At 66.5% G+C, this 23344-nt stretch carries 19 protein-coding genes; 12 read left to right on the top strand and 7 right to left on the bottom strand.

The genetic code is table 11. The annotated features are described in order from the left end of the window. Nucleotides 1-80 precede the first annotated feature (80 nt). The 5 genes from dmpG to BM297_RS04870 all read right to left on the bottom strand — a co-directional run bounded on the left by dmpG (nucleotide 81) and on the right by BM297_RS04870 (nucleotide 4832). A complete protein-coding gene (gene dmpG / locus BM297_RS04890) occupies nucleotides 81-1112 on the bottom strand; it encodes a 4-hydroxy-2-oxovalerate aldolase (protein ID WP_092428880.1) in 1032 nt (343 codons plus the stop codon). Between the two features lie 10 nt (nucleotides 1113-1122). Then, nucleotides 1123-2043 carry an acetaldehyde dehydrogenase (acetylating) gene (locus BM297_RS04885; protein WP_092428878.1) on the bottom strand — a complete coding sequence of 307 codons (921 nt, stop codon included), beginning with the start codon at nucleotides 2041-2043 and terminating at the stop codon, nucleotides 1123-1125. A gap of 25 nt (nucleotides 2044-2068) precedes the next feature. Continuing rightward, a complete protein-coding gene (locus tag BM297_RS04880; RefSeq protein ID WP_092428876.1) occupies nucleotides 2069-2860 on the bottom strand; it encodes a fumarylacetoacetate hydrolase family protein in 792 nt (263 codons plus the stop codon). Nucleotides 2861-2972: 112 nt separating this feature from the next. Then, nucleotides 2973-3746, bottom strand: a complete 774-nt coding sequence (locus tag BM297_RS04875) for a glucose 1-dehydrogenase (RefSeq protein WP_092428874.1) — start codon at nucleotides 3744-3746, stop codon at nucleotides 2973-2975. Between the two features lie 105 nt (nucleotides 3747-3851). Beyond that, nucleotides 3852-4832 (bottom strand): flavin reductase family protein, encoded by a 981-nt coding sequence (locus BM297_RS04870; protein WP_092428872.1) that lies wholly within the window; start codon nucleotides 4830-4832, stop codon nucleotides 3852-3854. A gap of 155 nt (nucleotides 4833-4987) precedes the next feature. Here BM297_RS04870 and BM297_RS04865 point away from each other — a divergent pair, with 155 nt between their 5' ends. The 8 genes from BM297_RS04865 to BM297_RS04830 all read left to right on the top strand — a co-directional run bounded on the left by BM297_RS04865 (nucleotide 4988) and on the right by BM297_RS04830 (nucleotide 15101). Next, the gene (locus BM297_RS04865) at nucleotides 4988-6421 is read left to right on the top strand and encodes an aldehyde dehydrogenase family protein (protein ID WP_092428870.1); all 1434 of its coding nucleotides are present in this window, start codon (nucleotides 4988-4990) and stop codon (nucleotides 6419-6421) included. Between the two features lie 213 nt (nucleotides 6422-6634). Beyond that, the gene (locus BM297_RS04860; RefSeq protein WP_092428868.1) at nucleotides 6635-7822 is read left to right on the top strand and encodes an acyl-CoA dehydrogenase family protein; all 1188 of its coding nucleotides are present in this window, start codon (nucleotides 6635-6637) and stop codon (nucleotides 7820-7822) included. A 34-nt stretch (nucleotides 7823-7856) separates the two neighbouring features. Next, nucleotides 7857-9563 (top strand): FAD-binding protein, encoded by a 1707-nt coding sequence (locus BM297_RS04855; RefSeq protein WP_092428866.1) that lies wholly within the window; start codon nucleotides 7857-7859, stop codon nucleotides 9561-9563. Between the two features lie 10 nt (nucleotides 9564-9573). Next, complete coding sequence (locus BM297_RS04850; protein WP_092428864.1) at nucleotides 9574-11274, top strand: FAD-binding protein; 1701 nt, start codon at nucleotides 9574-9576, stop codon at nucleotides 11272-11274. Nucleotides 11275-11288: 14 nt separating this feature from the next. Further along, on the top strand, nucleotides 11289-12062 hold the full coding sequence (locus tag BM297_RS04845; protein ID WP_092428862.1) for a glucose 1-dehydrogenase: 774 nt from the start codon (nucleotides 11289-11291) through the stop codon (nucleotides 12060-12062). A 2-nt stretch (nucleotides 12063-12064) separates the two neighbouring features. Continuing rightward, on the top strand, nucleotides 12065-13093 hold the full coding sequence (locus BM297_RS04840) for a ferredoxin--NADP reductase (protein WP_092428860.1): 1029 nt from the start codon (nucleotides 12065-12067) through the stop codon (nucleotides 13091-13093). 17 nt (nucleotides 13094-13110) lie between these two features. Continuing rightward, entirely contained in the window at nucleotides 13111-14733 is a 1623-nt protein-coding gene (locus BM297_RS04835; RefSeq protein ID WP_092428858.1) for a FadD3 family acyl-CoA ligase, read from the top strand. A 113-nt stretch (nucleotides 14734-14846) separates the two neighbouring features. Next, nucleotides 14847-15101: a type II toxin-antitoxin system Y4mF family antitoxin gene (locus BM297_RS04830; RefSeq protein WP_092429286.1), complete on the top strand. Its 255-nt coding sequence runs from the start codon at nucleotides 14847-14849 to the stop codon at nucleotides 15099-15101. A gap of 412 nt (nucleotides 15102-15513) precedes the next feature. Here BM297_RS04830 and BM297_RS04825 read toward each other — a convergent pair whose 3' ends face one another. Then, the gene (locus tag BM297_RS04825; protein ID WP_092428856.1) at nucleotides 15514-16230 is read right to left on the bottom strand and encodes a hypothetical protein; all 717 of its coding nucleotides are present in this window, start codon (nucleotides 16228-16230) and stop codon (nucleotides 15514-15516) included. A gap of 108 nt (nucleotides 16231-16338) precedes the next feature. Beyond that, nucleotides 16339-17658 (bottom strand): HEPN domain-containing protein, encoded by a 1320-nt coding sequence (locus tag BM297_RS04820; RefSeq protein ID WP_092428854.1) that lies wholly within the window; start codon nucleotides 17656-17658, stop codon nucleotides 16339-16341. A gap of 470 nt (nucleotides 17659-18128) precedes the next feature. On the opposite strand from BM297_RS04820, the gene BM297_RS04815 reads away from it, so the two are divergent. The 4 genes from BM297_RS04815 (at nucleotide 18129) to BM297_RS04800 (ending at nucleotide 23344) form a co-directional block, all read left to right on the top strand. After that, complete coding sequence (locus BM297_RS04815; RefSeq protein ID WP_245768209.1) at nucleotides 18129-19328, top strand: acyl-CoA dehydrogenase family protein; 1200 nt, start codon at nucleotides 18129-18131, stop codon at nucleotides 19326-19328. A 17-nt stretch (nucleotides 19329-19345) separates the two neighbouring features. Then, on the top strand, nucleotides 19346-20422 hold the full coding sequence (locus BM297_RS04810) for a 3-ketosteroid-9-alpha-monooxygenase, oxygenase component (protein WP_092428852.1): 1077 nt from the start codon (nucleotides 19346-19348) through the stop codon (nucleotides 20420-20422). 180 nt (nucleotides 20423-20602) lie between these two features. Then, nucleotides 20603-21505 (top strand): VOC family protein, encoded by a 903-nt coding sequence (locus tag BM297_RS04805; RefSeq protein WP_092428850.1) that lies wholly within the window; start codon nucleotides 20603-20605, stop codon nucleotides 21503-21505. A gap of 246 nt (nucleotides 21506-21751) precedes the next feature. Further along, nucleotides 21752-23344 carry a DUF1302 domain-containing protein gene (locus tag BM297_RS04800; protein ID WP_175526607.1) on the top strand — a complete coding sequence of 531 codons (1593 nt, stop codon included), beginning with the start codon at nucleotides 21752-21754 and terminating at the stop codon, nucleotides 23342-23344.

The following is a 23344-nucleotide window of genomic DNA, read 5'->3' as shown; positions in this document are numbered from 1 at the left end:
GGGCCGCATGGCCCGGAGATTGATGACTGCGGCGCCGAAATCCATCCGCAGGGTGCGCGATGCGCACCCTGCGCGGGCCGTCAGACTGCCAGGCCGCGCTGGCGGGCCATGGTCATCGCGGTGTCCTCGATCATGTCCTCCTGGCCGCCGACCATGCCGCGGCGGCCCATCTCGACGAGGATCTCGCGGGCCGACACGCCGTACTTCTTCTCGGCGCGCTTGGCGAACAGCAGGAACGAGCCGTACACCCCGGCGTAGCCCATGGTCAGGGCGTCGCGGTCGCTGCGGATCGGGAAGTCCATGATCGGCACCACCAGGTCCTCGGCGACGTCCTGGATGCCGAACACGCTGACCCCGGTCTCGATGCCCATGCGGTCGCACACCGCGACGAGGATTTCCATCGGCGTGTTGCCGGCCCCGGCACCGAGGCCCGCGCAGGCGGCGTCGATGCGGGTGGCGCCGGCGCCGATGGCGGCGATGGAGTTGGACACGCCCATCGACAGGTTGTGGTGGCCGTGGAAGCCGATTTCGGTGGCCGGATCGAGTACTTCGCGCAGCGCGGCGATCCGCGCGGCCACGTCGTCGGGCAGCATGTAGCCGGCCGAGTCGGTGATGTACACGCAGTTGGCGCCGAAGCTCTCCATCAGCTTGCCCTGCTTGGCCAGGCCTTCCGGGCTGTTCATGTGCGCCATCATCAGGAAGCCGACGGTGTCCATGCCGAGCTGGCGGGCGATGCTGATGTGCTGCTCGGAGACGTCGGCCTCGGTGCAGTGGGTGGCCACGCGGATGGTGGACACGCCCAGCTCGTGGGCCATGCGCAGGTGGTCGACGGTGCCGATGCCCGGCAGCAGCAGCGCGGAGACCTTGGCCTGCTTCATCAGCGGGATCACCGCCGACAGGTATTCCTCGTCGCTGTGCGCCGGGAAGCCGTAGTTCACCGAGCGCCCGCCGAGGCCGTCGCCGTGGGTGACCTCGATCAGCGGCACGCCGGCGGCGTCCAGGCCGCTGGCGATGTCCTTCATCTGCTGCAGGCTGATCTGGTGGCGCTTGGGGTGCATGCCGTCGCGCAGGCACATGTCGTGGACGGTGATTTTCTTGCCGCGAAGATCCATGGTCGGCTCCTTAGGCGAGGGCGGGTTGCGGGGCGAGGGTCAGTTCGCCGCTGAGGATTTCCTCGGCGAACATCTCGGCGGTGCGTGCGGCGGCGGCGGTCATGATGTCGAGGTTGCCGGCGTACTTGGGCAGGTAGTCGCCCAGGCCCTCCACCTCCATGAAGATCGACACGCGGTTGCCGTCGAACACCGGGCCGTTGACCAGCTTGTAGCCGGGCACGTACTGCTGCACCTGCTCGATCATCGCCAGGATGGCGGCGGTGATCGCCGCCTGGTCCGGCGCGGACTCGGTCAGGCAGTGCACGGTGTCGCGCATGATCAGCGGCGGCTCGGCCGGGTTGATGACGATGATCGCCTTGCCCTGCTTGGCGCCGCCGACCTTCTCGATGGCGCCGGCGGTGGTGCGGGTGAACTCGTCGATGTTCTTGCGGGTGCCCGGGCCGACCGACTTGGAGGCGGCGGTGGCGACGATCTCGGCGTACTCCACCGGCTGCACGCTGGACACCGCGGCGACCAGCGGGATGGTGGCCTGGCCGCCGCAGGTGACCATGTTGACGTTCATCGCCCCGGCCTTGAGGTTGTGCTTGAGGTTGACCGGCGGCACGCAGTAGGGGCCGATGGCGGCCGGGGTCAGGTCGATCATCAGCACGCCCAGCTCGTTGAGCTTGCGGCTGTTCTCGGCGTGCACGTAGGCGCTGGTGGCGTCGAAGGCGATCTGGATGTTGTCTTCCAATACGTGCGGCAACAGGCCGTCGACGCCGTCGCTGGTGGTCTTCAGGCCCAGCTCGCGGGCGCGGGCCAGGCCCTCGGAGGTGGCGTCGATACCGACCATCCACACCGGCTCCAGCACCGGGCTGCGCTTGAGCTTGTAGAGCAGGTCGGTGCCGATATTGCCCGGCCCGATCAGGGCACATCTGATCTTCTTGGTCATGGATTCGCTCTCGAAAAAGGGGGCGTCAGGGCACGAAGCGCAGCGAGGCTTCGCCCAGGCCGCTGAGGGAGAGGTGGATGCTGTCGCCGGCGGTCACCGGCACCAGCGGGGCGAGGGCGCCGGAGAGGATCACCTCGCCCTTGCGGAACGGGATGCCCAGTTCGCCCAGGGTGTTGGCCAGCCAGGCCACCGCTGCGCAGGGATGGCCCTGCACCGCGCTGCCCAGGCCGCTGCCGGCAGGCGCGCCGTTCTTGCTCATCTCCAGGCGCACGGCGGCCAGATCCAGCGTGCGCGGATCGATGCGCTGCTCGCCCAGGGCGAATACGCCGCAGGAGGCGTTGTCGGCCACGGTGTCCTGGATGCGGATCTTCCAGTCGTGGATGCGCGAGTCGACGATCTCGAAGCAGGGCACCACCCAGGCGCTGGCGGCCAGCACGTCCTCGGCGGTGATGCCGGGGCCGACCAGGTCCTCGGCGAGGATGAAGGCGATCTCGCCCTCGGCGCGCGGCTGGATCAGGCGGTGCTCGATGAGGCTGACGTCAGCGCCGTCGGCCACCTGCATGCGGTCGGTGAGGAAGCCGAAGTCCGGCTGGTGGACGTTGAGCATGTCCTGCACGGCCTTGCTGGTGACGCCGATCTTCTTGCCGATCACCCGCTCGCCCTGCTGCTCGCGCTGGGCGAGGAAGCGCAGGGAGATGCGGTAGGCGTCGCCCAGGGTGATGTCGGGATGGCGCTCGGTCAGCGGCGCCAGGGTGCGCCGGTCGCGCAGGGCGGCGAATAGCTCGTCGCCCAGGGTGTCGATCAGGGATTCGTTCATGCGATTGCCTTTCCTGTAGGGGCGAATTCATTCGCCTTGCCGGGGCATCTGGGCGAATGAATTCGCCCCTACATCAGTCATGCGATTGCCGTGGGATTCGGGTCTGGGGCTCTCAGCCCGGCCAGACGCTGTTCTCGGCGCCGCCGTCGACCTCGAGGATCTTGCCGGTCACCCAGCGCGACGCCGGGCTGGCCAGATACAGCGCGGCGCAGGCGATGTCCTCGACCTCGCCGAGGCTGCCCAGCGGCGTGCCGGTCTCCATCGCGGCACGCATCTCGGCGGGCATCACCCGCTGCAGGGCGTCGGTGAGGATCGGCCCGGGGGCGATGCCGTTGACCCGCACCTGCGGGGCGAAGTCCTGGGCGAGCAGGCGGGTCAGCTGGGTCAGCGCCGCCTTGGCGGTGCCGTAGGCGCTGAACTGGCGCTGGGCGTAGCGCGCCGCGCCGGAGGTGATGTTGATGACGTTGCCGCCGCCGGCCTCGCGCATGTGCGGCACGCACAGCTGGGTGAGGTGGTAGGCCGAGGTGACGTTGAAGCGCAGGATCTCGTCCAGGCGCTCCGGGGTCAGCGTGAGCGGGTCGTTGGGACCGGCGCCGCCGGCGTTGTTGACCAGGTGGGTGATGCGCCCGAACTGCTCCAGGGCGGCGGCGACCAGGGCCTCGCGCTGGGCGGCGTCGGTGACGTCGCAGGACACGGCGATGGCGCGCCGGCCGAGGGCGCGGATCTCTGCGGCCACGGCCTCGACGTCGGCCAGGGTGCGCGCCGCGCAGACCACGTCGGCGCCGGCTTCGGCGTAGGTCAGGGCGATGGCACGGCCGATGCCGCGACCGGCGCCGGTGATCACGGCGACGCTGCCGTCGAGGGTGAAGCGCTGCAGGATGTTCATGGCGTATCTCCTTGTCGTTGTTGTCGGTCCGGGACGAACCTGTAGGGGCGAATTTATTCGCCAACGCGGCCATGCAAGGCGAATGAATTCGCCCCTACAGGAGCCTCAGCGCGCCGCCCACAGGTCGGGCAGGCCGGGATCGGTGGCGGCCACCAGACGCTTGAGCAGCACCTTGAGCGCCATCACGTCACCGGCGTCCAGCTTGTCGGCGACCTCGGCCTCGACGGCCTTGGCCAGGGCGATCTGGTGCAGCGACGCCTCGCGGCCGAGGGCGGTCATCACATAGCGTTCGGTGCCGGCAGCGTCCTGCTCGCAGGCGATCAGGTCCTGTTGCTGCAGGGCCTGCAGCGTCTCGGCGCTGACCTTGAGGCCGGTATAGCCGACGAAGGCATTGATCTCGTCGAGGGTCAGGTGGTCGCGGATGCACAGGATCGACAGGATGAAGAACTGCTGCTCGTCGAGCTGCTGGCCGGCCAGCAGGCGGCGCAGGGTATCGAGCATCTGGTAGTGGGCGCGGCCGAGCAGGTAGCCGAGCAGGTCCTCGGTATAGCTGCACTCCGGCGGCGGCGGGGCGGCCAGGCGCAGCTCGGTTCTCGGCTTGCGCGCGGCCAGCGCGTACTGGCCGCTCTGGAACACCAGCGGCGCATGGCCGCTGCTGTCGAAGGCGAGCACCTCGCCGACGAAGATCACATGGTCGCCGCCCTCGTACTGGAAGGCGGTGCGGCACTGGAAGCGCGCGGTGCAGTCGGGCAGCAGTGGCGCCGGGCCGATGCCGTCGTCCAGCTCGACGCCGGCGAACTTGTCGCTGCCCTGGGCGGCGAAGCGCCCGGACAGCGCCTCCTGCTCGGCGGCCAGCACGTGCACGTTCCAGTGCCGCTCGCTGCTGAAGGCCGGCAGGCTGCGGGCGTTCTTGGCCAGGCTCCACAGCACCAGCGGCGGATTGAGGGATACCGAGTTGAAACTGTTGGCGGTGATGCCGATCGGTTCGCCCTCGGCGGTGCGGGTGGTAATAATGGTCACCCCGGTGGTGAAGGTGCCCAGGGCGGCGCGGAAGGCCTGTGGGTCGAAGGTAGCCGGCGCGTTCATGCTCTGCCTCGCTGGAACGGGGAGTGGTGAGGCGAGTATCCGAGCGGTGACCGGCGGCAACATCGTCTCAATGGACGAGGCGTTTGGACGATGGCCGCCGCCAGTATCCCGCTGGGGCGCCGACCGGTCGCCACAGCCGAATTTCAGGAGGTTCGATGAGTTCCGCAATTTCGCCTGTCGAGGCGCTGGCCACGCTGCTGGCCGAGCAGAAGTCCGCCTTCGTCGCCCAGGGTGCGGTCGATGCGGCCGAGCGCCGCCGGCGCATCCAGCAGGTGATCGACCTGCTGGTGGCCTGGCACAAGCCGCTGGTGGCGGCCATGGACGAAGACTTCGGCAATCGCCCGCAGGGCTTCTCGCTGATGAACGACGTGCTCGGCTCGCTGGCCTCGCTCAAACACGCCCGCGACCATCTCGAGGAGTGGATGCAGCCGCAGGAACGCCAGCCGTTCGCGCCCTACGACCAGCTGGGCGCCAAGGCGCGGGTGATGTACCAGCCCAAGGGCTCGGTCGCCATCATCGGCACCTGGAATGCGCCGCTGTTCACCCTGCTCAGCCCGCTGGCCTACGTGCTGGCCGCCGGCAACCGGGCGATCCTCAAGCCCTCGGAGATCGCCCCGCGCACCGCCGCGGTGCTGGCCGCGGCCTGCGCCGAGCTGCTCGATCCGCTGGTGGTCGGCGTGGTGAGCGGCGGCCCGGAGGTCGCCGCCGCGGTGAGCGCGCAGCCGTTCGACCACCTGGTGTTCACCGGCAGCACCGCCGTCGGCAAGCTGGTGATGCGCAGCGCCGCCGACAACCTGGTGCCGCTGACCCTCGAACTGGGCGGCAAGTCGCCGACCATCGTCGCGCGTAGCGCCGACCTGGCGACCGCCGCCTTCCGCATCGCCGCCGCCAAGGCCAACAACGGCGGCCAGCTGTGCGTCAACCCGGACCTGGTCTACGTGCCGCGCGAGCAGCTCGAGGCGTTCCTCGCCGAGCTGAAAGGCGCCTACGCCAGCCTGTTCCCGCAGGTGCAGGGCAACCCGGACGTGGTGGCGGTGGTCAACGAGCGCCATCTGGTGCGCGTTGAGGGGCTGGTCGACGACGCCATCGCCGCCGGCGTGCGCATCGAGTCGTTGCCCGAAATGCTGCCAGCAGATGCCGCCGACCGTCGCCGGCCGCTGCGCGTGGTGGTCGATCCGCCGGCTTCCTGCCGCATCCAGCAGGAGGAGATCTTCGGCCCGGCCATGGTGCTGCTGCCCTACGACGAGATCGACGCGGTGCTCGCCGACATCAATGCCCGGCCGCGGCCGCTGGCGCTGTACTACTTCGGCAACGACCCCGCCGAGCAGCAGCACGTGCTCGAACACACCCTGTCCGGCGGGGTGACCATCAACGACGCGATGATGCACGCCGCCATGCAGGACGCCCCGTTCGGCGGCATCGGCGCCTCCGGCATGGGCCACTACCATGGCCGCGAGGGCTTCCTCGAGTTCAGCCACGCGCGCACCGTGTTCGAGGCCGGCGCCTACGACCCGCGCCGCGAGTGGGGCCTGCTGCCGCCCTATGGCGAACACTTCCTTGCCGCCATGGAGGCGCAGGTAACGCCCTGATGCCCTGACCTGATCGTTCCCACGCTGGAGCGTGGGAACGATCAACGATCACCTGTCTGCCATCCCAAAGGCCCGGCCCCTGCGCCGGGCCTTTGCATTGCGCCGCCTGCACGTATCTGCCTAGTCCGGTTTGACGATGAACGCGGGCGGGCCGCGCCGGATCATCGGTCTCACGAGCACATTCGCTCACCGAGATTGACGGAGGAGTAGGCGATGCATGTCATGCGAGAGAAAACCGCGGTAGAGATCGAGCTGATCGCTCGCGCCCGGCGCCTGGTTCCTGCCCTGCGCGAGCGGGCCGAGCAGGCCGACCGCGAGGGCAAGGTGCCCGACGAGACCATCCGCGAGATGCAGGAGGCCGGCCTGTTCCGCGCCCTGCAGCCGAAGCGGTGGGACGGCTACGAGGTCGACCCGCGCACCTTCTTCGAGATCCAGATGACCCTCGCCGAAGGCTGCATGTCCACCGCCTGGATCTATGGCGTGATGGGCGTGCACCCCTGGCAGCTGGCCCGCTATCCGGTCGAGGCCCAGCAGGACGTGTGGGGCGAGGACACCAGCACGCTGATCTCCTCCACCTACATGCCGGTGGCCAAGGTCACCCCGGTGGAAGGCGGCTACCGCATCAGCGGGCGCTGGGGCTTCTCCAGCGGCAGCGAGCACTGCCAGTGGGGCCTGCTCGGCGGCATCCTGCCGCCCGGCGAGGACCAGCCGGCCGAGCACGGTACCTTCCTGGTGCCGCGCAGCGACTACCGCATCGAGAAGAACTGGGACGTGCTCGGCCTGCGCGGCACCGGCAGCCACGACATCGTGATCGAGGACGCCTTCGTCCCCGCCCATCGCGTGCAGCGCACCAACAACGCCAGCCTGGCGGCCACCCCGGGCCGCGAGGTCAACACCAACCCGATCTACGCGCTGCCCTTCGCCCAGGTGTTCACCCGCGCGGTGTCCAGCTCGTGCCTCGGCGCCCTGCAGGGTGCGATCAACCAGTTCAGCGACAACGCCAAGCAGCACATCGGCAAGCACGGCGCCAAGACCGCCGAGGACCCGGTAGCGCAGACCGCGGTGGCCGAGGCGATCACCACCGTCGACGCCTTCAAGCTGGTCCTCGAGCGCAACTTCGCGCACATGCTGGCGCTGGCCGAGAAGGGCGAGATCCCCGATACCGAGACCCGCCTGCTGTACCGCTACCAGTCCGCCCAGGTCACCAACGTGTGCGCCGAGCGAGTCAGCGACCTGCTGCGCTCGATGGCCGCCTCCGGCCTGTACAACACCAACCCGGTGGCGCGCACCTTCCGCGACCTGCACCAGGCGCGCGGGCACATCTCCAACAACGTCGCCGCCTACGGACGCAGCTACGGCGCGGTGCAGCTCGGCCTGCCCAACCCCGATCCCTACGTCTGACCCCCCAGCGACCACGGCACAGGACACGACAACAATGACAACACAGGTTCAGCCACAGTCCGCCTACGACGTGATCGTCGTCGGCTCGGGGGCAGGTGCGATGGCAGCGGCGGTAGTTGCCGCCGACCAGGGGCTTTCCGTACTGGTCGTCGAGAAGAGCGACAAGTACGGCGGCACCTCGGCGATCTCCGGCGGTGGCATCTGGATTCCCAACAACCACTACTTCGCCGAGAAGGGTGGCAACGACAGCTTCGACAAGGCGCTGACCTACCTGAAGGCCTCCACCGACGGCAAGATCGACGAGGAGCGCCTGCGCGCCTACCTCGAGTACGCGCCGCGGATGATCCACTACTTCGAGACCCGCAGCCGTGTGCGCTACGCGGTGGCCGAGAAGTACCCCGACTACTACCAGCACCTGCCCGGCTCGCTGCCCGGCGGGCGCAGCCTGGACCCCGAGCTGTTCGACACCAGCCTGCTCGGCGACGAATACGACAACATGCGCAAGCCGTCGCCGACCACCCTGCTGATGGGCTGCATCGCCTGGACCGCGCGCCACGCGCACAAGGCCATGTCCCGCGAGTTCGGCTGGCGGCTGATGATTCTCGGCCTGATGCTGCGCTACAAGCTCGACTTCAAGTGGCGGCGCAAGACCAAGATGGACCGCCGCGCCGCCCTCGGCGCCTCGTTGATCGCCGCGCTGCGCCGCTCGCTGATGGACCGCAACGTGCCGCTGTGGCTGAACACCGACTTCCGCGAGCTGGTGGTGGAGAACGGCCGGGTGACCGGTATCGAGGTGGTGCAGGGCGGCCAGAAGATGACCCTGCAGGCGCGTCGCGGGGTGATCTTCGCCAGCGGCGGCTTCGAGCAGAACCAGGCGCTGCGCGAGAAGTATCTGCCGCAGCCGACTCAGGTCGGCTGGAGCGCCACCCCGCCGGGTAACAACACCGGCGCCGCGCTGGAGGCCGCGCAGGCCATCGGCGCCGCCACCGACCTGCTCGACTGGGCCTGGTGGGCGCCGACCATCAAGGTGCCGGGCGAGGAGAAGCCGCGCGGCATCTTCGCCGAACGCGCCTTCCCCGGCGCCATCGTGGTCAACGGGCTGGGCAAACGCTTCGTCAACGAGGCGGCGCCGTACCTGGAGTTCGTCGACGCCATGTATCGCGAGCACCAGAAGGACGGCAAGAGCATTCCGGCCTGGGTGATCTTCGACGGCCACTACCGCTTCAACTACGCCATGGGCCCGCTGATGCCGGCCCAGGTGTCGCCCGACAGCCGCCTGCGCAAGGAGTGGCTGAACACCGTGTACTGGAAAGCCGACAGCCTCGACGGACTGGCCCGGCAGATCGGCGTCGATCCTGCCGGCCTGGATGCCACCGTCAAGCGCGTCAACGAGTTCGCCCGCACCGGCGTCGACAGCGACTTCGCCCGCGGTGGCAACGTGTTCGACCGCTACTACGGCGACAGCAACGTCAAGCCCAACCCGTGCCTGGCGCCGATCGCCAAGGGGCCGTTCTACGCCATGCGTCTGGACGCCGGCGACATCGGCACCAAGGGCGGCCTGCTGACCAACGCCAACGCCCAGGTGCTGCACGAGAACGGCCAGCCGATCCCCGGCCTGTACGCCATCGGCAACACCTCGGCCTCGGTGATGGGCACCAGCTATCCCGGCGCCGGCGGCACCCTCGGTCCGGCGATGACCTTCGGCTACATCGCCGCCCGGCACCTTGCTAGCAACGTCTGAGGAGGCCGGGATGAAGAGCGAACCGATTTCCACCTGCACCGACATCCAGCTGCCGCTGCAGGTGGCCGACGCCGCCAGCGTGCAGTGGGCCGAGCAGTGCGACGTGCTGGTGATCGGCTGGGGCGCGGCCGGCGCCTGCGCGGCGCTGGAAGCCCGCGCCCAGGGCGCCGACGTGCTGGTCGCCGACCGCTTCACCGGCGGCGGCGCCAGCGCCAAGAGCGGCGGGGTGGTCTACGCCGGCGGCGGCACCCGCCAGCAGCGCGACGCCGGCTTCGCCGACACGCCCGAGGCGATGTTCGACTACCTCAAGCACGAGACCCAGGGGGTGATCGGCGACGCCACCCTGCGCCGCTTCTGCGAGAGCAGCGTGGCCAACCTGGAGTGGCTGGAAGGCCACGGCGCCCGCTACGAACACAGCATGCCGCCGGGCGGCAAGACCTCCTATCCGCCGGACGGCTACTTCCTCTACTACTCGGGCAACGAGCTAGTGCCCTCGCATGGCGGCGCGCTGCCGCCGGCGCCGCGCGGTCATCGCACCGTCGGCAAGGGCCAGTGCGGCGCGGTGCTCTATGCACGGCTGCAGGAAGCCTGCCTGCGCGCCGGCGTGCGTGCCCAGACCCAGTCTGCGGCGCGGCGCCTGGTGCTGGATTCCAAGGGACGGGTGATCGGCGCCGAACTCTGGTGCCTGCCGCCCGGTAGTCCGGCGGCCAGGGAGCACGCCAAGCTGGCGGCGCGTGCCGAGCGCCTGCAGAACTTCGCCCCGGCCTACTGCGACGGCCTGCGCCGCAAGCTGGCGCGCCTCGAACAGCAGCACGCCCGACCGCGCCTGGTGCAGGCGCGCCAGGGGGTGATCCTCAGCACCGGCGGCTTCATCTTCAACCGGGCGCTGCTCGGCGAGCACGCGCCCAAGTACCGGCGCAACTTCAAGGTCGGCGCCACCGGCTGCGACGGCAGCGGCCTGCGCCTGGGCCTGACCGCCGGCGCGGCCAGCGACCGCCTGCAGCAGGTCTCGCCGTGGCGCTTCATCAACCCGCCGCTGTGCTGGCCGAAGGGCATCGTGGTCAACACCGCCGGGCAGCGCTTCGTCAACGAGGAAGTCTACGGCGGCACCCTCGGCTACCCGCTGTGCGAGGAGCAGGGCGGCAAGGCCTGGCTGGTACTCGACGCCCGTCTGCGCCGCCAGGCCATCAAGCAGGCGCTGTTCGGCGGCTACTGGTGGTTCCAGAGCCTGCCGGCGCTGGCGCTGATGCTCCTCAAGGTGCGCAAGGGCCGCACCGCGCGCGAGCTGGCGGGCGTCACCGGCATGCAGCCGGCGCTGCTCGAAGAGTCGCTGCGCGCCTACAACGCCGCCGCCCGCGGAACCGCGCCGGACGCCTTCGGCAAGTCGGAGAGCAGCCGCCAGGTGCTCGACCAGGGGCCGTTCTACGCCTGCGACATCTCGGTGGGCAACCCGGTGTTCCCGCTCGGCGCGCTGACCCTCGGCGGCCTCAAGGTCGACGAGGACAACGGCGCGGTGCTCGACGGCCACGGCCAGGCCATCCCCGGCCTGTACGCCGCCGGACGCACCGCCATCGGCATCCCCTCGCACCTCTACATCAGCGGCCTGTCGCTGGCCGACTGCGTGTTCTCTGGCCGCCGCGCCGGCGAAGCGGCGGCCCATGCCGGCCACACCACCACCAGCCAGGCCGCGCCTCTCGGCGTGCGTGCCTGAACGAGGAGACGAACATGACAGGACGGGTACAGGACAAGATCGCCCTGGTCACCGGCGGCGCCAGCGGCATCGGCCGCGCCATCGTGCAGGCGCTGGTGGACGAGGGCGCCCGGGTGCTGATCGCCGACATCAACGCCGACGCCGGCCAGGCGCTGGCCGACGAGCTGAACGAGGAGCGGGGCGACGCTGCCAGCTTCATCCGCCACGATGCCAGCAGCGAGGCCGGCTGGGACGCGGTCGCCGCTTGCGTGCGCGAGCGCTACGGCCGTCTCGACGTGCTGGTCAACAACGCCGGCATCCTGCTCAAGGGCAGCATCGAGGAGAGCAGCCTGGCCGACTGGCACAAGCTGCTGCGCGTCAACTCCGACAGCGCCTTCCTCGGCTGCCGCATGGGCGTCGCGCTGATGAAGGAGAGCGGCGGCGGCTCGATCATCAACGTCTCGTCCATCGCCGCCCTGGCCGGTCGCGACGACTACGCGGCCTACGGCGCCTCCAAGGGTGCGGTGGCCGCCCTCAACCGCGCGGTGGCGGCGCACTGCCGCAGGCAGAGGTACCGCATCCGCTGCAACTCGCTGCATCCCGACGGCGTGCTGACGCCGATGACCGTCGCCAGCTACCCGCCGGGCATCGACCCGGCGCAGTTCACCATCGACAGCGACCCGATGAACCGCATGTGCCTGCCCGAGGACGTCGCTTCCGCCGCCCTGTACCTGGCCAGCGACGAGTCGCGCGCCATCAACGGCATGGAACTGCGCATCGACAGCGGCCAGTTCGTCATGAGTATCTGACTATGAACAATCCCGAATACATCTCCCTGCGCGTCGCGCAGGTCATCGAGGAAACCGCCGACGCCCGCTCGCTGGTGTTCGAGGTGCCGGCCGCGCTGGCCGGCCAGTTCAAGTACAAGCCGGGGCAGTTCCTCACCCTGCGCATCCCCCACGACGGCAGCTGGCTGCCGCGCTGCTACTCGCTGTCCAGCACGCCGCTGCTCGATGAGCCGCTGCGCGTCACCGTCAAGCGCGTGCGCGACGGCCGCGCCTCCAACTGGCTGTGCGACGTGCCCAAGGCCGGCGACGCCATCGAGGTGCTGGCGCCGGCCGGGGTGTTCGTGCCGCGCAGCCTGGACGGCGACTTCCTGCTGTTCGGCGGCGGCAGCGGGGTCACCCCGGTGCTGTCGATCCTCCGTTCGGTGCTGCACACCGGTTCCGGCCGCGTGCTGCTGATCTACGCCAACCGCGACGAAGCCTCGGTGATCTTCCGCGACGAGCTGAAAGCCCTGGCCGCCGCCCACCCGCGCCGCCTGCAGGTGATCCACTGGCTGGACTCGGTGCAGGGCATCCCCGCCGTCGAGCAGCTCGCCGAACTGGCGCGGCCGTTCAGGCAGGCCGAGGCCTTCATCTGCGGCCCCGGCCCGTTCATGGACGCCGCGGTGAGCGCGTTGCACAACCTCGACGTACCGGCCGCCAAGGTCCACGTCGAGCGTTTCGTCTCGCTGCCCGGCGAGGGCGAGCAGGGCGAAGTGGTGGTCAGCGAGGCGGCGGTGGCCGCGCGCCTGGAGGTCAGCCTCGACGGCGCCGAGCACGCCCTCGACTGCGAGCCCGGCGAAACCCTGCTCGACGCCATGCGCCGCAATGGGGTGCGTGCCCCGCAGTCCTGCCTGGTCGGCGCGTGCGCCTCGTGCATGTGCACGGTGGAGCAGGGCGAGGTCGAGCTGCTGCGCAACGAGGCCCTCGACCAGCAGGAGCTGGACGAAGGCTGGACCCTGGCCTGCCAGGCCGTGGCCACCAGCGCGCACGTGCGCGTGCGCTTTCCCGATTGACCGGCCTGGGGGCTGCAATGACTGATTCTTCGATTTCCGCCGTTCCGTTCGCCGCCGACAGCCTGCTGCCGGCGAGCATTCCCGCCCTGGTGTTCGCCGCCGCACGCCGGCACGCCGGCCACTGCGCCCTGGCCGACGGCGAGGTGCGCATCGACTACGCCGAGCTGCCCGAGCGGGTGCTCGCGGTGAGCCGCGCACTACTCGCCGAGGGCATCCAGCCCGGCGATCGCGTCGCCGTGTGGGGGCCGAACCGCTACGACTGGATTCTCGCCGCGCTGGGCATCCACTGCGCCGGCGCCACCCTGGTGCCGATCAACACGCGCATGAAGGGCAACGAGGCCGCCGACATCCTCGAACGCAGCGGCACCCGCCTGCTGTTCTGCGTCGGCCAGTTCCTCGGCGTCGACTACCCGGCGATGCTCGAAGCGCACCGCCCGGACTGCCTGGAGCGCGTGGTGGTGCTGCCCTGCGAGGCGCCCTCGGATCATGGCGACCTGAGCTGGCAGGGCTTCCTCGCCGCCGGCGAGGCGGTCGACATGGACGAGGCCCAGGCGCGCGCCCTGACCGTGCGCCCGGACGATCTGTCCGACCTGCTGTTCACCTCCGGCACCACCGGCAAGCCCAAGGGCGTGATGAGCGGCCACGGCCAGAACCTGCGCGCCTTCGCCGAGTACGTGCAGGTGATCGGCCTGCGCCCCGGCGACCGCTACCTGATCGTCAACCCGTTCTTCCACGCCTTCGGCTACAAGGCCGGCTGGCTGACCTGCCTGCTGGCCGGCGCGACCATCCTGCCGCACCCGGTGTTCGACGCCGAGGCGGTGTTCCAGCGCATCGAACGCGACCGCATCACCGTGCTGCCCGGCCCGCCGACCCTGTACCTGACCATGCTCGCCCACCCGAAGCTGGCCGAGACCGACCTGTCCAGCCTGCGCATCGCCGTCACCGGCGCGGCCACCATCCCGCCGGTGCTGGTCGAGCGCATGCGCCGCGAGCTGGGCTTCGCGGTGGTCACCACCGCCTACGGCCTCACCGAGTGCGGCGGCCTGGCGACCATCTGCGACCCGGCCGACGACGCCGAAACCGTGGCCACCACCTGCGGCCGCGCGCTCCCCGGCACCGAGGTGCGCATCGTCGACGAAGGCAACCGCGAGCTGCCGCCGGGCGAGGCGGGCGAGGTGTGCCTGCGCGGCTTCCACGTCATGCAGGGCTACTTCGAGAACCCGCAGGCCACCGCCGAAACCATCGATGCCGACGGCTGGCTGCACACCGGCGACGTCGGCACCCTGGATGAGCGCGGCTACCTGCGCATCACCGACCGCCTCAAGGATATGTTCATCGTCGGCGGCTTCAACTGCTACCCGGCGGAGATCGAGGCCGGCCTGCTCGAACACCCGGCCATCGCCCAGGTCGCGGTGATCGGCGTGCCCGACGAGCGCATGGGTGAGGTCGGCTGCGCCTGCGTGGTGCTGCGCCCCGGCCAGCAGCTCGACGAACCCGGCCTGATCGCCTGGTCCCGCCAGCGCATGGCCAACTACAAGGTGCCGCGCCTGGTGCGCTTCTTCGACGCGCTGCCGGTCAATGCGTCGAACAAGGTGGTGAAGGGGGAGTTGCGGGGAACGGTGATTCCCGTTCGGGAATAATTCACCCATACAGCTGACGGAGTGCACGTAATTTTCCCGATCAGGAATATTGGCTTGCGCCAGTGTGGTTTCAGGCGAATAATTTCCCGAACGGGAAATTATTCGAGCACGCCATGATCCCTATCGACTCCACACAAGCGCTCGGCGCGGCCCTGCGAGCCGCACGCAAGCAACTGGGCCTGACGCAAGCCGATCTGGCCCTGGCCGCCGTGGTGGGCGTGCGCTTCGTGGTCGATCTGGAGGCAGGCAAGCCCTCGGTGCGGCTGGAGCAGGTGCTCCGCGTGATCGATGCCCTGGGTGGTCGGGTCCAATTGGACGGACTTGCGGATGCTCCGACTCCAGCGGAGCCCACTCGTCATGGCGCATGAACTCGCCGTCTGGCTGTTCGCCGAGCAGGTCGGCAGCTTGTCGCTGGTGGATGGTCGCCTGAGCTTTGGTTATCACGCCCGCTAATCCGCTTTGATAAGTCAGTAGGGTGGGTAACTCGCGTAGCGATTACCCACCGTGGGCATCGGTAGACAAGGCTGCGCCGTTGTCTACCCTACTTGCTGGCCAGGGGAGATGTGCTGGCGGAGGTGGCTTGTGGGGTGTGGAGGTATCCGGTGGGGGAGGTGTCGTGAGGCTGGCCTCCCCTGCGGATTGCCAGCTACGAGGTGACAAAATAGGGGTACTTCTTGATGCTGCAGTGTTGCCGAGGCGAAGCACTTGATGCGTTCTATCCCTGAGGCTCATCCGCGTCAAACGAGCGTGGCGAGTGCAGCGTCGACTGAGTTTGCGAGATCAACCACCGTGTTGCAGCAACTGAATGATTTGAGTTAGCTGTGGAATTCCTACTGCAACCGTGACGAGGTTGGCGGCTGCTCCAAGGCAGCCTAGAAGGCTCTTGCCCAACTCGTGGTCCTTAAGGAATTCTTTGTACTCGTTGTCGATGTAGGCATGGCCTATTGTTGCTTCTATTCGTTCCAAGATGGGCTCCGCGCCTGTGATAAAGTAGTTGTCAAGGACAGAGACAAGATCATGGAGTTGAAGCACGACGTAGGATTTTAGCCTAGGAGGTAGGTCGGATGACCGGACTTCCTCCAGCAGCTTGACGAAGCCTTCTCGTAATTCTTGTAGCTCATCTTTATCAAGTTTTTTAGTTTTAATCTGCGTTTCAAGGAGTGTCGATGCTAATGCCAGGTAGTTCGTCATGTGTGTATCTATTCGGTTGATGAACAACTCCCATTTTTCCGAAAATTTGTGGGTTGTAAATGCGGCGTAAAGTTGATTGGATATGTGCTGAACAACACCTGGAGTTGTTTCGGTACTGTTGGTTAAGGTGGTCGAAATCTGCTCTGGAAGAGCAATCATTTTTCCCATTCTAGAGAGTAGGAGTGCCGGATTATTCTTTGCGCCGAGAAGCTGCTCCCATGCGTGAATGCTCGCAGTGTTTGGGTCGATGCTCTTAGCTTTGATAAGGAGATCAAGGAGTCGGGATGCTGCGTTGTCTTGTGCCATAATGTTTCCATGTTGATCAGGTGTGGCAATTTTTTTGGATTTCAATAATGCAGATTTTTGACGAGTATTAGAAGTCGCTCCCGCAAAACTAGATGTATCAGTTAAAAATCAAATTTCCATTGGTGAATAAACGAACTCATCATTTATTTTCCCAAGGCGAATTTCTACAGAGTCACCAAATGCCTCGGAGAAATCTCCCGCGTGGCGACGGATGCGAGATAGTGTATGCACCTCGCCATCCTCTCTCAATACGCACACTAAATGGATTTTGGAGAGCTTCTCAAGACTGTTTTCGGACACCCAATGCTTGAGTTGCCGCTCAGCAACAATTCTAAGCATTGAGTAAAAACTTCTTGGTCGAATTGATTTGACCTCAACCGCCACAGTTTCGCCATCGTTGCTCGCTATAAAATCAAACGCCCGCATCGTTGGCGACGGAGTTATGTTGTAGCCTAGGCGAGAGTAGTACTCGGCAACAGCTTTTTCTGCAATAAATCCGATAGCCTCCGGCGATTCTGATTGGTATGAATATATGATTAGCTCTCTATCCTCTTCGTCGAGATTGATCTCGCCCAGTTTTTCCGTGGCTCTTCTGATTATATCTTTAATATCGTTTGCCAGGCCGACAATTTGATCGAATTCACTTTTAGATACATTGCGATTGTGTGCAACTTTGTTTCTTAGCTTGTAGAGGATTTCCCATTTCTTTTCCAGGCCTTTGTCTTTTTCATCGAGCAATGCTGAGAAGTATTTTTCCCAGTTGGACCTGGGGGCGTACTTCGTGATCTTGTCTTTGTCCTCATCAGAAAAGTTGGTCTTTGAGAGAATGCGATCTAGCTCTTCTAGGCTGATGTCGCGCTTTTTATCGAAAAGAACCTGCTTGAGGTGGATGAAGTCGAGCTTGTAGAGGTCATTTAGGTGGATATCTTCATCTTCGTAGCTTTCTATTTTTTTAAATAGCTCTGGGTTGATGGCATCCTTAGACCAGTTCATTCCAACGTTAATCAGCATGAACTTTGCAATAAGCTTTCTCATTAGGTTTTCAACTTCATTGATCACCGGGTATGACTTTTCAGCGTATGTTTTTCCAACTCCATCCCAAAGGGTGTTGATTGCAGTAGAGCCCGGAGAAATCCTCTCGGCAATGGATTTTACTCTTTCGCACAGTTCTGAGAACTCATCAATGCTATCTTTGTTTTGGCATTCTAGTACTAGTAAGAAAAACCTTTCATCCTTGTCTTTTACCTTGTCTGTTTCAACTCGGAATCGCGCGGAAACAAGATCTCTGGCTTTGGCGGATCGGCGGTACGATAATTTTTGGCCAGATATGGTTATTAATGCATCGATCTTCAGAAAATCAACGAATGCCTTCTTGCTGCTACAGAAGGAATCGCCACCAGGAACTAGTATTAGGTATTCGGTTTTCAAGTGGGTCCCCTAAAGTTGTTTGTGGCGGCTTCTAATAAAAATAGATACCAGGTGGCGCATGCCCCCCCCCCTTGGCATGGTTTAGTGGATAAAGTTTCAGGGTGAACGCATTAAACAGCTCTGGAATGCGAGCTGCGCGAAGGAGGTGGGGCTGGTAGGCGGTTAAGAACCAAGACGGCAACTCCCTTTGCATGCGGCATTCGAGCAGGCGTTGAGATTAGCGCGGGGTCCAGATGAAAAACAACCAAGACCCGCTTTCACAACACCCAGCCAACCGCAGACCCTGACTCCCATCCAACTCTCCCCTACAACACCCCATTCCTTGCTCCAGATCAACAAAACCCCCACTACCCGCGCGGCTACTCCATACGGATGATGTCGCCCCCCACCCCCCGACCAAAAATCCATCCCGTATCACACAGGGCGGGCCGCCCCGAGTCAGGCGGCCCGCGACTTCTTCCCGCACGACCATGGGTGAGTCGATGGAGCAAACAACAAGAATTTCCCCCGAGGAGCTGGTGGCCCGCGCCCGGGCACTGGTGCCGCTGCTAGCCGAGCGTGCCGCGCAGGCCGAGGCCGAGCTGAAGGTGGCCGACGACGTGATCGCCGCGCTGCAGGAGGCGCAGCTGTTCCGCGTCATGCAGCCGAAACGTCACGGCGGCTTCGAGTTCGGGCCCAAGGTGTTCGCCGAGATCCAGCAGACGCTGGCCGAGGGCTGCATGTCCACCGCCTGGATGTACGGCGTGGTGGCGGTGCATCCGTGGCAGCTGGCGCTGTTCCCCGAGCAGGCGCAGCAGGAGGTGTGGGGCGAGGACGCCTCGACGCTGGTCGCCTCGACCTACATGCCGGTGGCCAGGGTCACGGAAGTGGAGGGCGGCTACCGCATCAGCGGGCGCTGGGGCTTCTCGACCGGCTGCGAGCACTGCGACTGGGTGTTCCTCGGCGGCAACCTGACGCCGGGCGTCGGCAAGGGCAACAGCTACCGCACCTTCCTGCTGCCGCAGAGCGATTTCCGCATCGAGCGCAATTGGGAGGTGATCGGCCTGCGCGGCACCGGCAGCCACGACATCGTGGTCGAGGACGCCTTCGTGCCGCTGCACCGTACCCACGCCACCCAGCAGCACGACGACGCGGCCAACCCCGGCCGCGAGCTGAACAGCGCGCCGCTGTACCGGGTGCCGTTCGCCCAGATGTTCATCCCCGCGGTGTCCAACGCCTGCCTAGGCGGCCTGGCGGCGGCCATCCAGCACTTCAAGGACTACGCCCAGCAGGGCATCAGCAAGAACGTCGGCATGCGCACGGTGGACGACCCCAACGCGCAGCTGGCCTACGCCCGCGCGGTGGTGGCCCACGAGCAGATGGTGGAGAACCGCAAGCGCCACTACGAGGTGCAGATGGCCTGGGCCGAGCGCGGCGAAGCGGCGCCGGTCAACGAGCGGCTGCGCCAGCGCTACCAGCTCGCCCAGGTGGCCAACGAGTGCGCCCACCACATCAACGAGCTGCTGCGCTGCTGCGGCGCCACCGGCACCTACCGCAGCAATCCGCTGACGCGGATCTTCCTCGACGTGTTCACCGGCCGCGCGCACATCGCCAATAACGTCGACCTGTTCGGCCGCGCCTTCGGCTTCATCGCCCTGACCGACCAGACCACCACCGACAGCTTCCTCTGAGCCCTGGAGACCCGACCATGTCCATGAATCGCGCAAAGATCATCGCCGACCCGATCCCCGAGCGTTACGCCCGCGGCTGGCACTGCCTGGGCTCGGCCCTCAAGTACAAGGACGGCAAGCCGCACACGGTGAACGCCTTCGGCTACCGCCTGGTGGTGTTCCAGACCTCCGACGGCGCGCTGCAGGTGCTCGACGCCTGGTGCCCGCACATGGGCGGCGACCTCAGCCACGGTCGCCTGGAGAACGACAACGTGGTCTGCCCGTTCCACGGCTGGCAGTTCGACCGCGAGGGCAAGGCGGCGAGCATTCCCTACTGCAAGCGCGTGCCGCCGAAGGCGCGGGTGGGCCGCTGGGCCACCGCCGAGCTGAACGAGGCGCTGTTCATCTGGCACGACCCGGACGGCAACCCGCCGCTCGAAGGCCAGGAGATCCCGCGCCTGGAGGAGCTGTATTCGCCGGAGTACAGCCAGATGCACTGGGCGGAGTGGGTGATCAACGCCAACAGTCGCGAGCTGGTGGACAACATCGTCGACATGGGGCACTTCGACGAGACGCACCAGTCGCCGTCGCTGTTCTTCGCCAATCTGTTCGAGGGCCACAAGGCCACCCAGGTGCAGATCTCCGGCTCGCGGATCATGAGCGCGGGCGAGGCGGTGATCACCTACGCCACCTACTACGGGCCGGGCGTGCTGCTGGTGTCGTTGAAGGGGCCGTACAAGGGCCACTACATGGAGACCATCTACATCGTCGGCAACACGGCCATCGACCACAACAGCTTCACCCTGCACTTCGGCGTGGCCACCAAGAACATCCCGGGGCTGAGCAAGGCGGAGAACCAGCAGCTGATCGCCGAGTGGACCGAGCTGCAGTGCGTCGCCCTGGGCACCGACGTGGCCATCTGGGACAACAAGGTGCGCATCGGCAACCCGATGCTGTGCGAGAGCGACGGGCCGATCTACCACGCGCGCAAGTGGTACGACCAGTTCTTCCAGCCGATCAACGAGGCGTCCGAGGAGTCGACCCGCCGCTACGAGCACGAGATCGACATGGACTACGTCGGCGTGAAGCCGGAAATCCGCCACCTGAGAGGCTGATCAGCCAAGGCGTGCGCCGGGCTCTTCTGTGGGGGCGAATTCATTCGCCATGGGCCGCAGCGCGGCCCCCAATGCTGCCAAGGGCAGGCCGATGGCCTGCTTGGCGAATGAATTCGCCCCTACGGGGGTGTTCATGCGCCGCCATGGTGCCCCCGCCCGGCGCCGCGACGAGGAGAACCGATGATGGACATTCGTGGACTGGCCTACGTGGTGGCGTCGAGCCGCGACCTGGGCGCCTGGCGCCGGCAGGCCGAGGACGTGCTGGGCATGATGGTGGAGGAGGGGCTGCTGGGCGACCTCTATATCAAGATGGACGAGCGGCCGTTCCGCCTGTTCGTGTCGGGCGGGCCGGCCGACCGCTACGTGGCCAGCGGCTGGGAGCTGGCCGGCGAGGAGGCCTTCGAGCAGGCCTGCGCGGAACTGGAGCGCGCCGGGGTGCCGTTCGAGCGCGGCTGCGCCGAGCTGTGCGCGGTGCGCCGGGTCAACGGGCTGGCCAGCCTGCGCGACCCTTCCGGCAACCTGCACGAGCTGGTGTGGGGTGTGTGCTCGGACTTTCGCCGCTTCGTCTCGCCGGCCGGCGTGCCGGGCTTCGTCACCGGCGAGCTGGGCATGGGCCATACCGTGCTGCCGGCAGAGAACTTCGCGGAGACCTGGGCGTTCCTGCGCGATGTCATGGGCTTCGGCCTGTCCGACATCCACCGCTTCCAGCCGGCGCCGGACGCCCCGGCGATCCCGATCTACTTCCTGCATTGCAACAACGGCCGCCACCACAGCCTGGCGCTGTTCGGCGGCCCGGTGCCCAGTGGCTGCGTGCACCTGATGGTGGAGGTGGACAACCTGGTGGAGGTCGGCCGCGCCCACGACCGCATGCAGCGCGCGGGTGTGAAGCTGATGGCCACCCTCGGCCAGCACGTCAACGACCGCATGACCTCCTTCTACATGGACACCCCCTCGGGCTTCGCCATCGAGTACGGCTTCGGCGGCCTGGTCCTCGACTGGACGCGGCACAGCGTCTACGAGGCCAGCGAGGTGAGTGTGTGGGGGCATGACTTCGGGGTGGGCTTCAACGCGCCGGCGAAGTGAACCGCAACACGCCCGGATATCCCTCAAATGGGTGATGTGTCACCCACCCGACCCTTCCCACACTGGACCTGTCCCCGCCGCGCCGGCTCCTCGCGCGTCGGGGCAATGGACCTGCCCGCGTGGCGTATGCCTGAGCGCGGGCCTGCAATGCCAGAACAACAATAATCCGGAGGCAGTATGCCCAAGGCAGCAAGAAAGGATTGCCGGCGCGCCGGCCAACCGCCGTACCTGCGCGAGTTGCTCGCCATGGCGGTGGCGTTGAGCAGCGGGGCGGTGAGCGCCCTGCCGACCGCCGAACTGGGCGAGTCGACCACCCTCGAATCGTCGCTGACGGTCAACTACACCGCTTCGGTGCGTACCGAGAAGCCGGCCGACGAGTACCTCAACGACCTCAACAGCGACGACGGCACACGCAACTTCGATCGCGGCTCGCTGATCACCAACCGGGTCAGCCTGTTCGGCGAGGCGCTGCTGCGCCACGACAACGTCGGCGCCATGCTGCGCGCCAGCCACTTCTACGATGCGGCCTACCACGGCAGCAACGACAACGATTCGCCGCTCACCGTCAACAAGATCGGCGCTCACGACCATTTCATCGACAAGACCCGTGAACGCAGCGGCGGCGAATTCCGCCTGCTGGACGCCTTCGTGTTCGGCAGCTGGGATCTGGACGGCCGCTACCTGTCGGCCAAGGCCGGCCGCCACCTGGTGGCCTGGGGCGAGAGCCTGTTCTGGCCGAACATCAGCCAGGGCCAGGCGCCGGTGGACGCCACCAAGTTCAACGTGCCGGGCACCGAGGCCAAGGACGCCTACCTGCCGGTCGGCCAGGTGTCGGCGTCCTTCTCGCTGACCGACGACCTGACCCTGATCGGCTTCTGGCAGTACAAGTGGGAGGAGACCCTGCTCAACCCGGTGGGCGACTACTTCGGCAGCGACTACTTCGGCCCGGGCGCGCAGTTCTTCCGCCTGGCGCCGGGGGTGATCGGCAACCTGCCGGACCAGAGCTTCCGGGTGGCCAACTTCGCCGGCGAGGTGGAGCCGGACGACGACGGCCAGTGGGGCCTGGGTCTGCGCTACCGGCTCGGCCACAACACCGAGGTCGGTCTCTATCACTACCGATACCACGACCGGGTGGCGGCGCTGTTCTTCGATTTCACCGGCGACACCCAATACTCCTCGCTCAAGAGCATCGGCCGCGACACCGGGGCGGGCAATGCGCCGGCCTACCAGCTCGGCTACTTCGACGACATCGCCCTCACCGGGGTGAGCCTGAGCACCAAGCTCGGCGATGCGGTGCAGATCGGCAGCGACCTGAGCTACCGCGAGGATGCCGCCGTGTACCTGTCCAACGGCGCGCCGACCCGTGGCAACCTGATCCAGGGCAACCTCAACGCCGTCTACATCCTCGGCCCGAGCGCGCTGGCCCACCAGACCACGCTGATGGGCGAGGTGGTGCACCAGCGTATCGACAGCGTCGACACCCTGCAGGTCAGCGGGGGGCTGCCGGGGCAGAACGGCAGCTTCGACGACTTCGAGTACGACGGCCAGACCCGCGGCAGCACGCTGCTCGGCGTGGGCGCGATGTTCGACTACCCGAGCCTGTTCAGCGGCTGGGACCTGACCACCAAGGTGTTCTGGAACCAGAACGTCTCCGGCAGCGCCTACTCGGGTCTTGGTCGCGACGAGAAGCGCATCACCGTCGGCGGCGACTTCAAGTACCTCGGCAACTTCCAGGTCGGCATGACCTACGTCGGCTACCTCGGCTCGGCGGACATCGCCAATGGCCGCACCCTGGCGGATCGCGACTACGTGTCGCTGAACGCCAAGTACACCTACTAA

The organism is Geopseudomonas sagittaria, assembly GCF_900115715.1.
Taxonomy (GTDB): Bacteria; Pseudomonadota; Gammaproteobacteria; order Pseudomonadales; family Pseudomonadaceae; genus Geopseudomonas; species Geopseudomonas sagittaria.
This window is presented reverse-complemented; position numbering and strand designations above follow the sequence as displayed.

Coding starts and splice junctions, on each gene's coding strand:
- dmpG (WP_092428880.1), bottom strand. CDS start 1,112: ATGGATCTTCGCGGCAAGAAAATCACCGTCCACGACATGTGCCTGCGC.
- BM297_RS04885 (WP_092428878.1), bottom strand. CDS start 2,043: ATGACCAAGAAGATCAGATGTGCCCTGATCGGGCCGGGCAATATCGGC.
- BM297_RS04880 (WP_092428876.1), bottom strand. CDS start 2,860: ATGAACGAATCCCTGATCGACACCCTGGGCGACGAGCTATTCGCCGCC.
- BM297_RS04875 (WP_092428874.1), bottom strand. CDS start 3,746: ATGAACATCCTGCAGCGCTTCACCCTCGACGGCAGCGTCGCCGTGATC.
- BM297_RS04870 (WP_092428872.1), bottom strand. CDS start 4,832: ATGAACGCGCCGGCTACCTTCGACCCACAGGCCTTCCGCGCCGCCCTG.
- BM297_RS04865 (WP_092428870.1), top strand. CDS start 4,988: ATGAGTTCCGCAATTTCGCCTGTCGAGGCGCTGGCCACGCTGCTGGCC.
- BM297_RS04860 (WP_092428868.1), top strand. CDS start 6,635: ATGCATGTCATGCGAGAGAAAACCGCGGTAGAGATCGAGCTGATCGCT.
- BM297_RS04855 (WP_092428866.1), top strand. CDS start 7,857: ATGACAACACAGGTTCAGCCACAGTCCGCCTACGACGTGATCGTCGTC.
- BM297_RS04850 (WP_092428864.1), top strand. CDS start 9,574: ATGAAGAGCGAACCGATTTCCACCTGCACCGACATCCAGCTGCCGCTG.
- BM297_RS04845 (WP_092428862.1), top strand. CDS start 11,289: ATGACAGGACGGGTACAGGACAAGATCGCCCTGGTCACCGGCGGCGCC.
- BM297_RS04840 (WP_092428860.1), top strand. CDS start 12,065: ATGAACAATCCCGAATACATCTCCCTGCGCGTCGCGCAGGTCATCGAG.
- BM297_RS04835 (WP_092428858.1), top strand. CDS start 13,111: ATGACTGATTCTTCGATTTCCGCCGTTCCGTTCGCCGCCGACAGCCTG.
- BM297_RS04830 (WP_092429286.1), top strand. CDS start 14,847: ATGATCCCTATCGACTCCACACAAGCGCTCGGCGCGGCCCTGCGAGCC.
- BM297_RS04825 (WP_092428856.1), bottom strand. CDS start 16,230: ATGGCACAAGACAACGCAGCATCCCGACTCCTTGATCTCCTTATCAAA.
- BM297_RS04815 (WP_245768209.1), top strand. CDS start 18,129: ATGGGTGAGTCGATGGAGCAAACAACAAGAATTTCCCCCGAGGAGCTG.
- BM297_RS04810 (WP_092428852.1), top strand. CDS start 19,346: ATGTCCATGAATCGCGCAAAGATCATCGCCGACCCGATCCCCGAGCGT.
- BM297_RS04805 (WP_092428850.1), top strand. CDS start 20,603: ATGATGGACATTCGTGGACTGGCCTACGTGGTGGCGTCGAGCCGCGAC.
- BM297_RS04800 (WP_175526607.1), top strand. CDS start 21,752: ATGGCGGTGGCGTTGAGCAGCGGGGCGGTGAGCGCCCTGCCGACCGCC.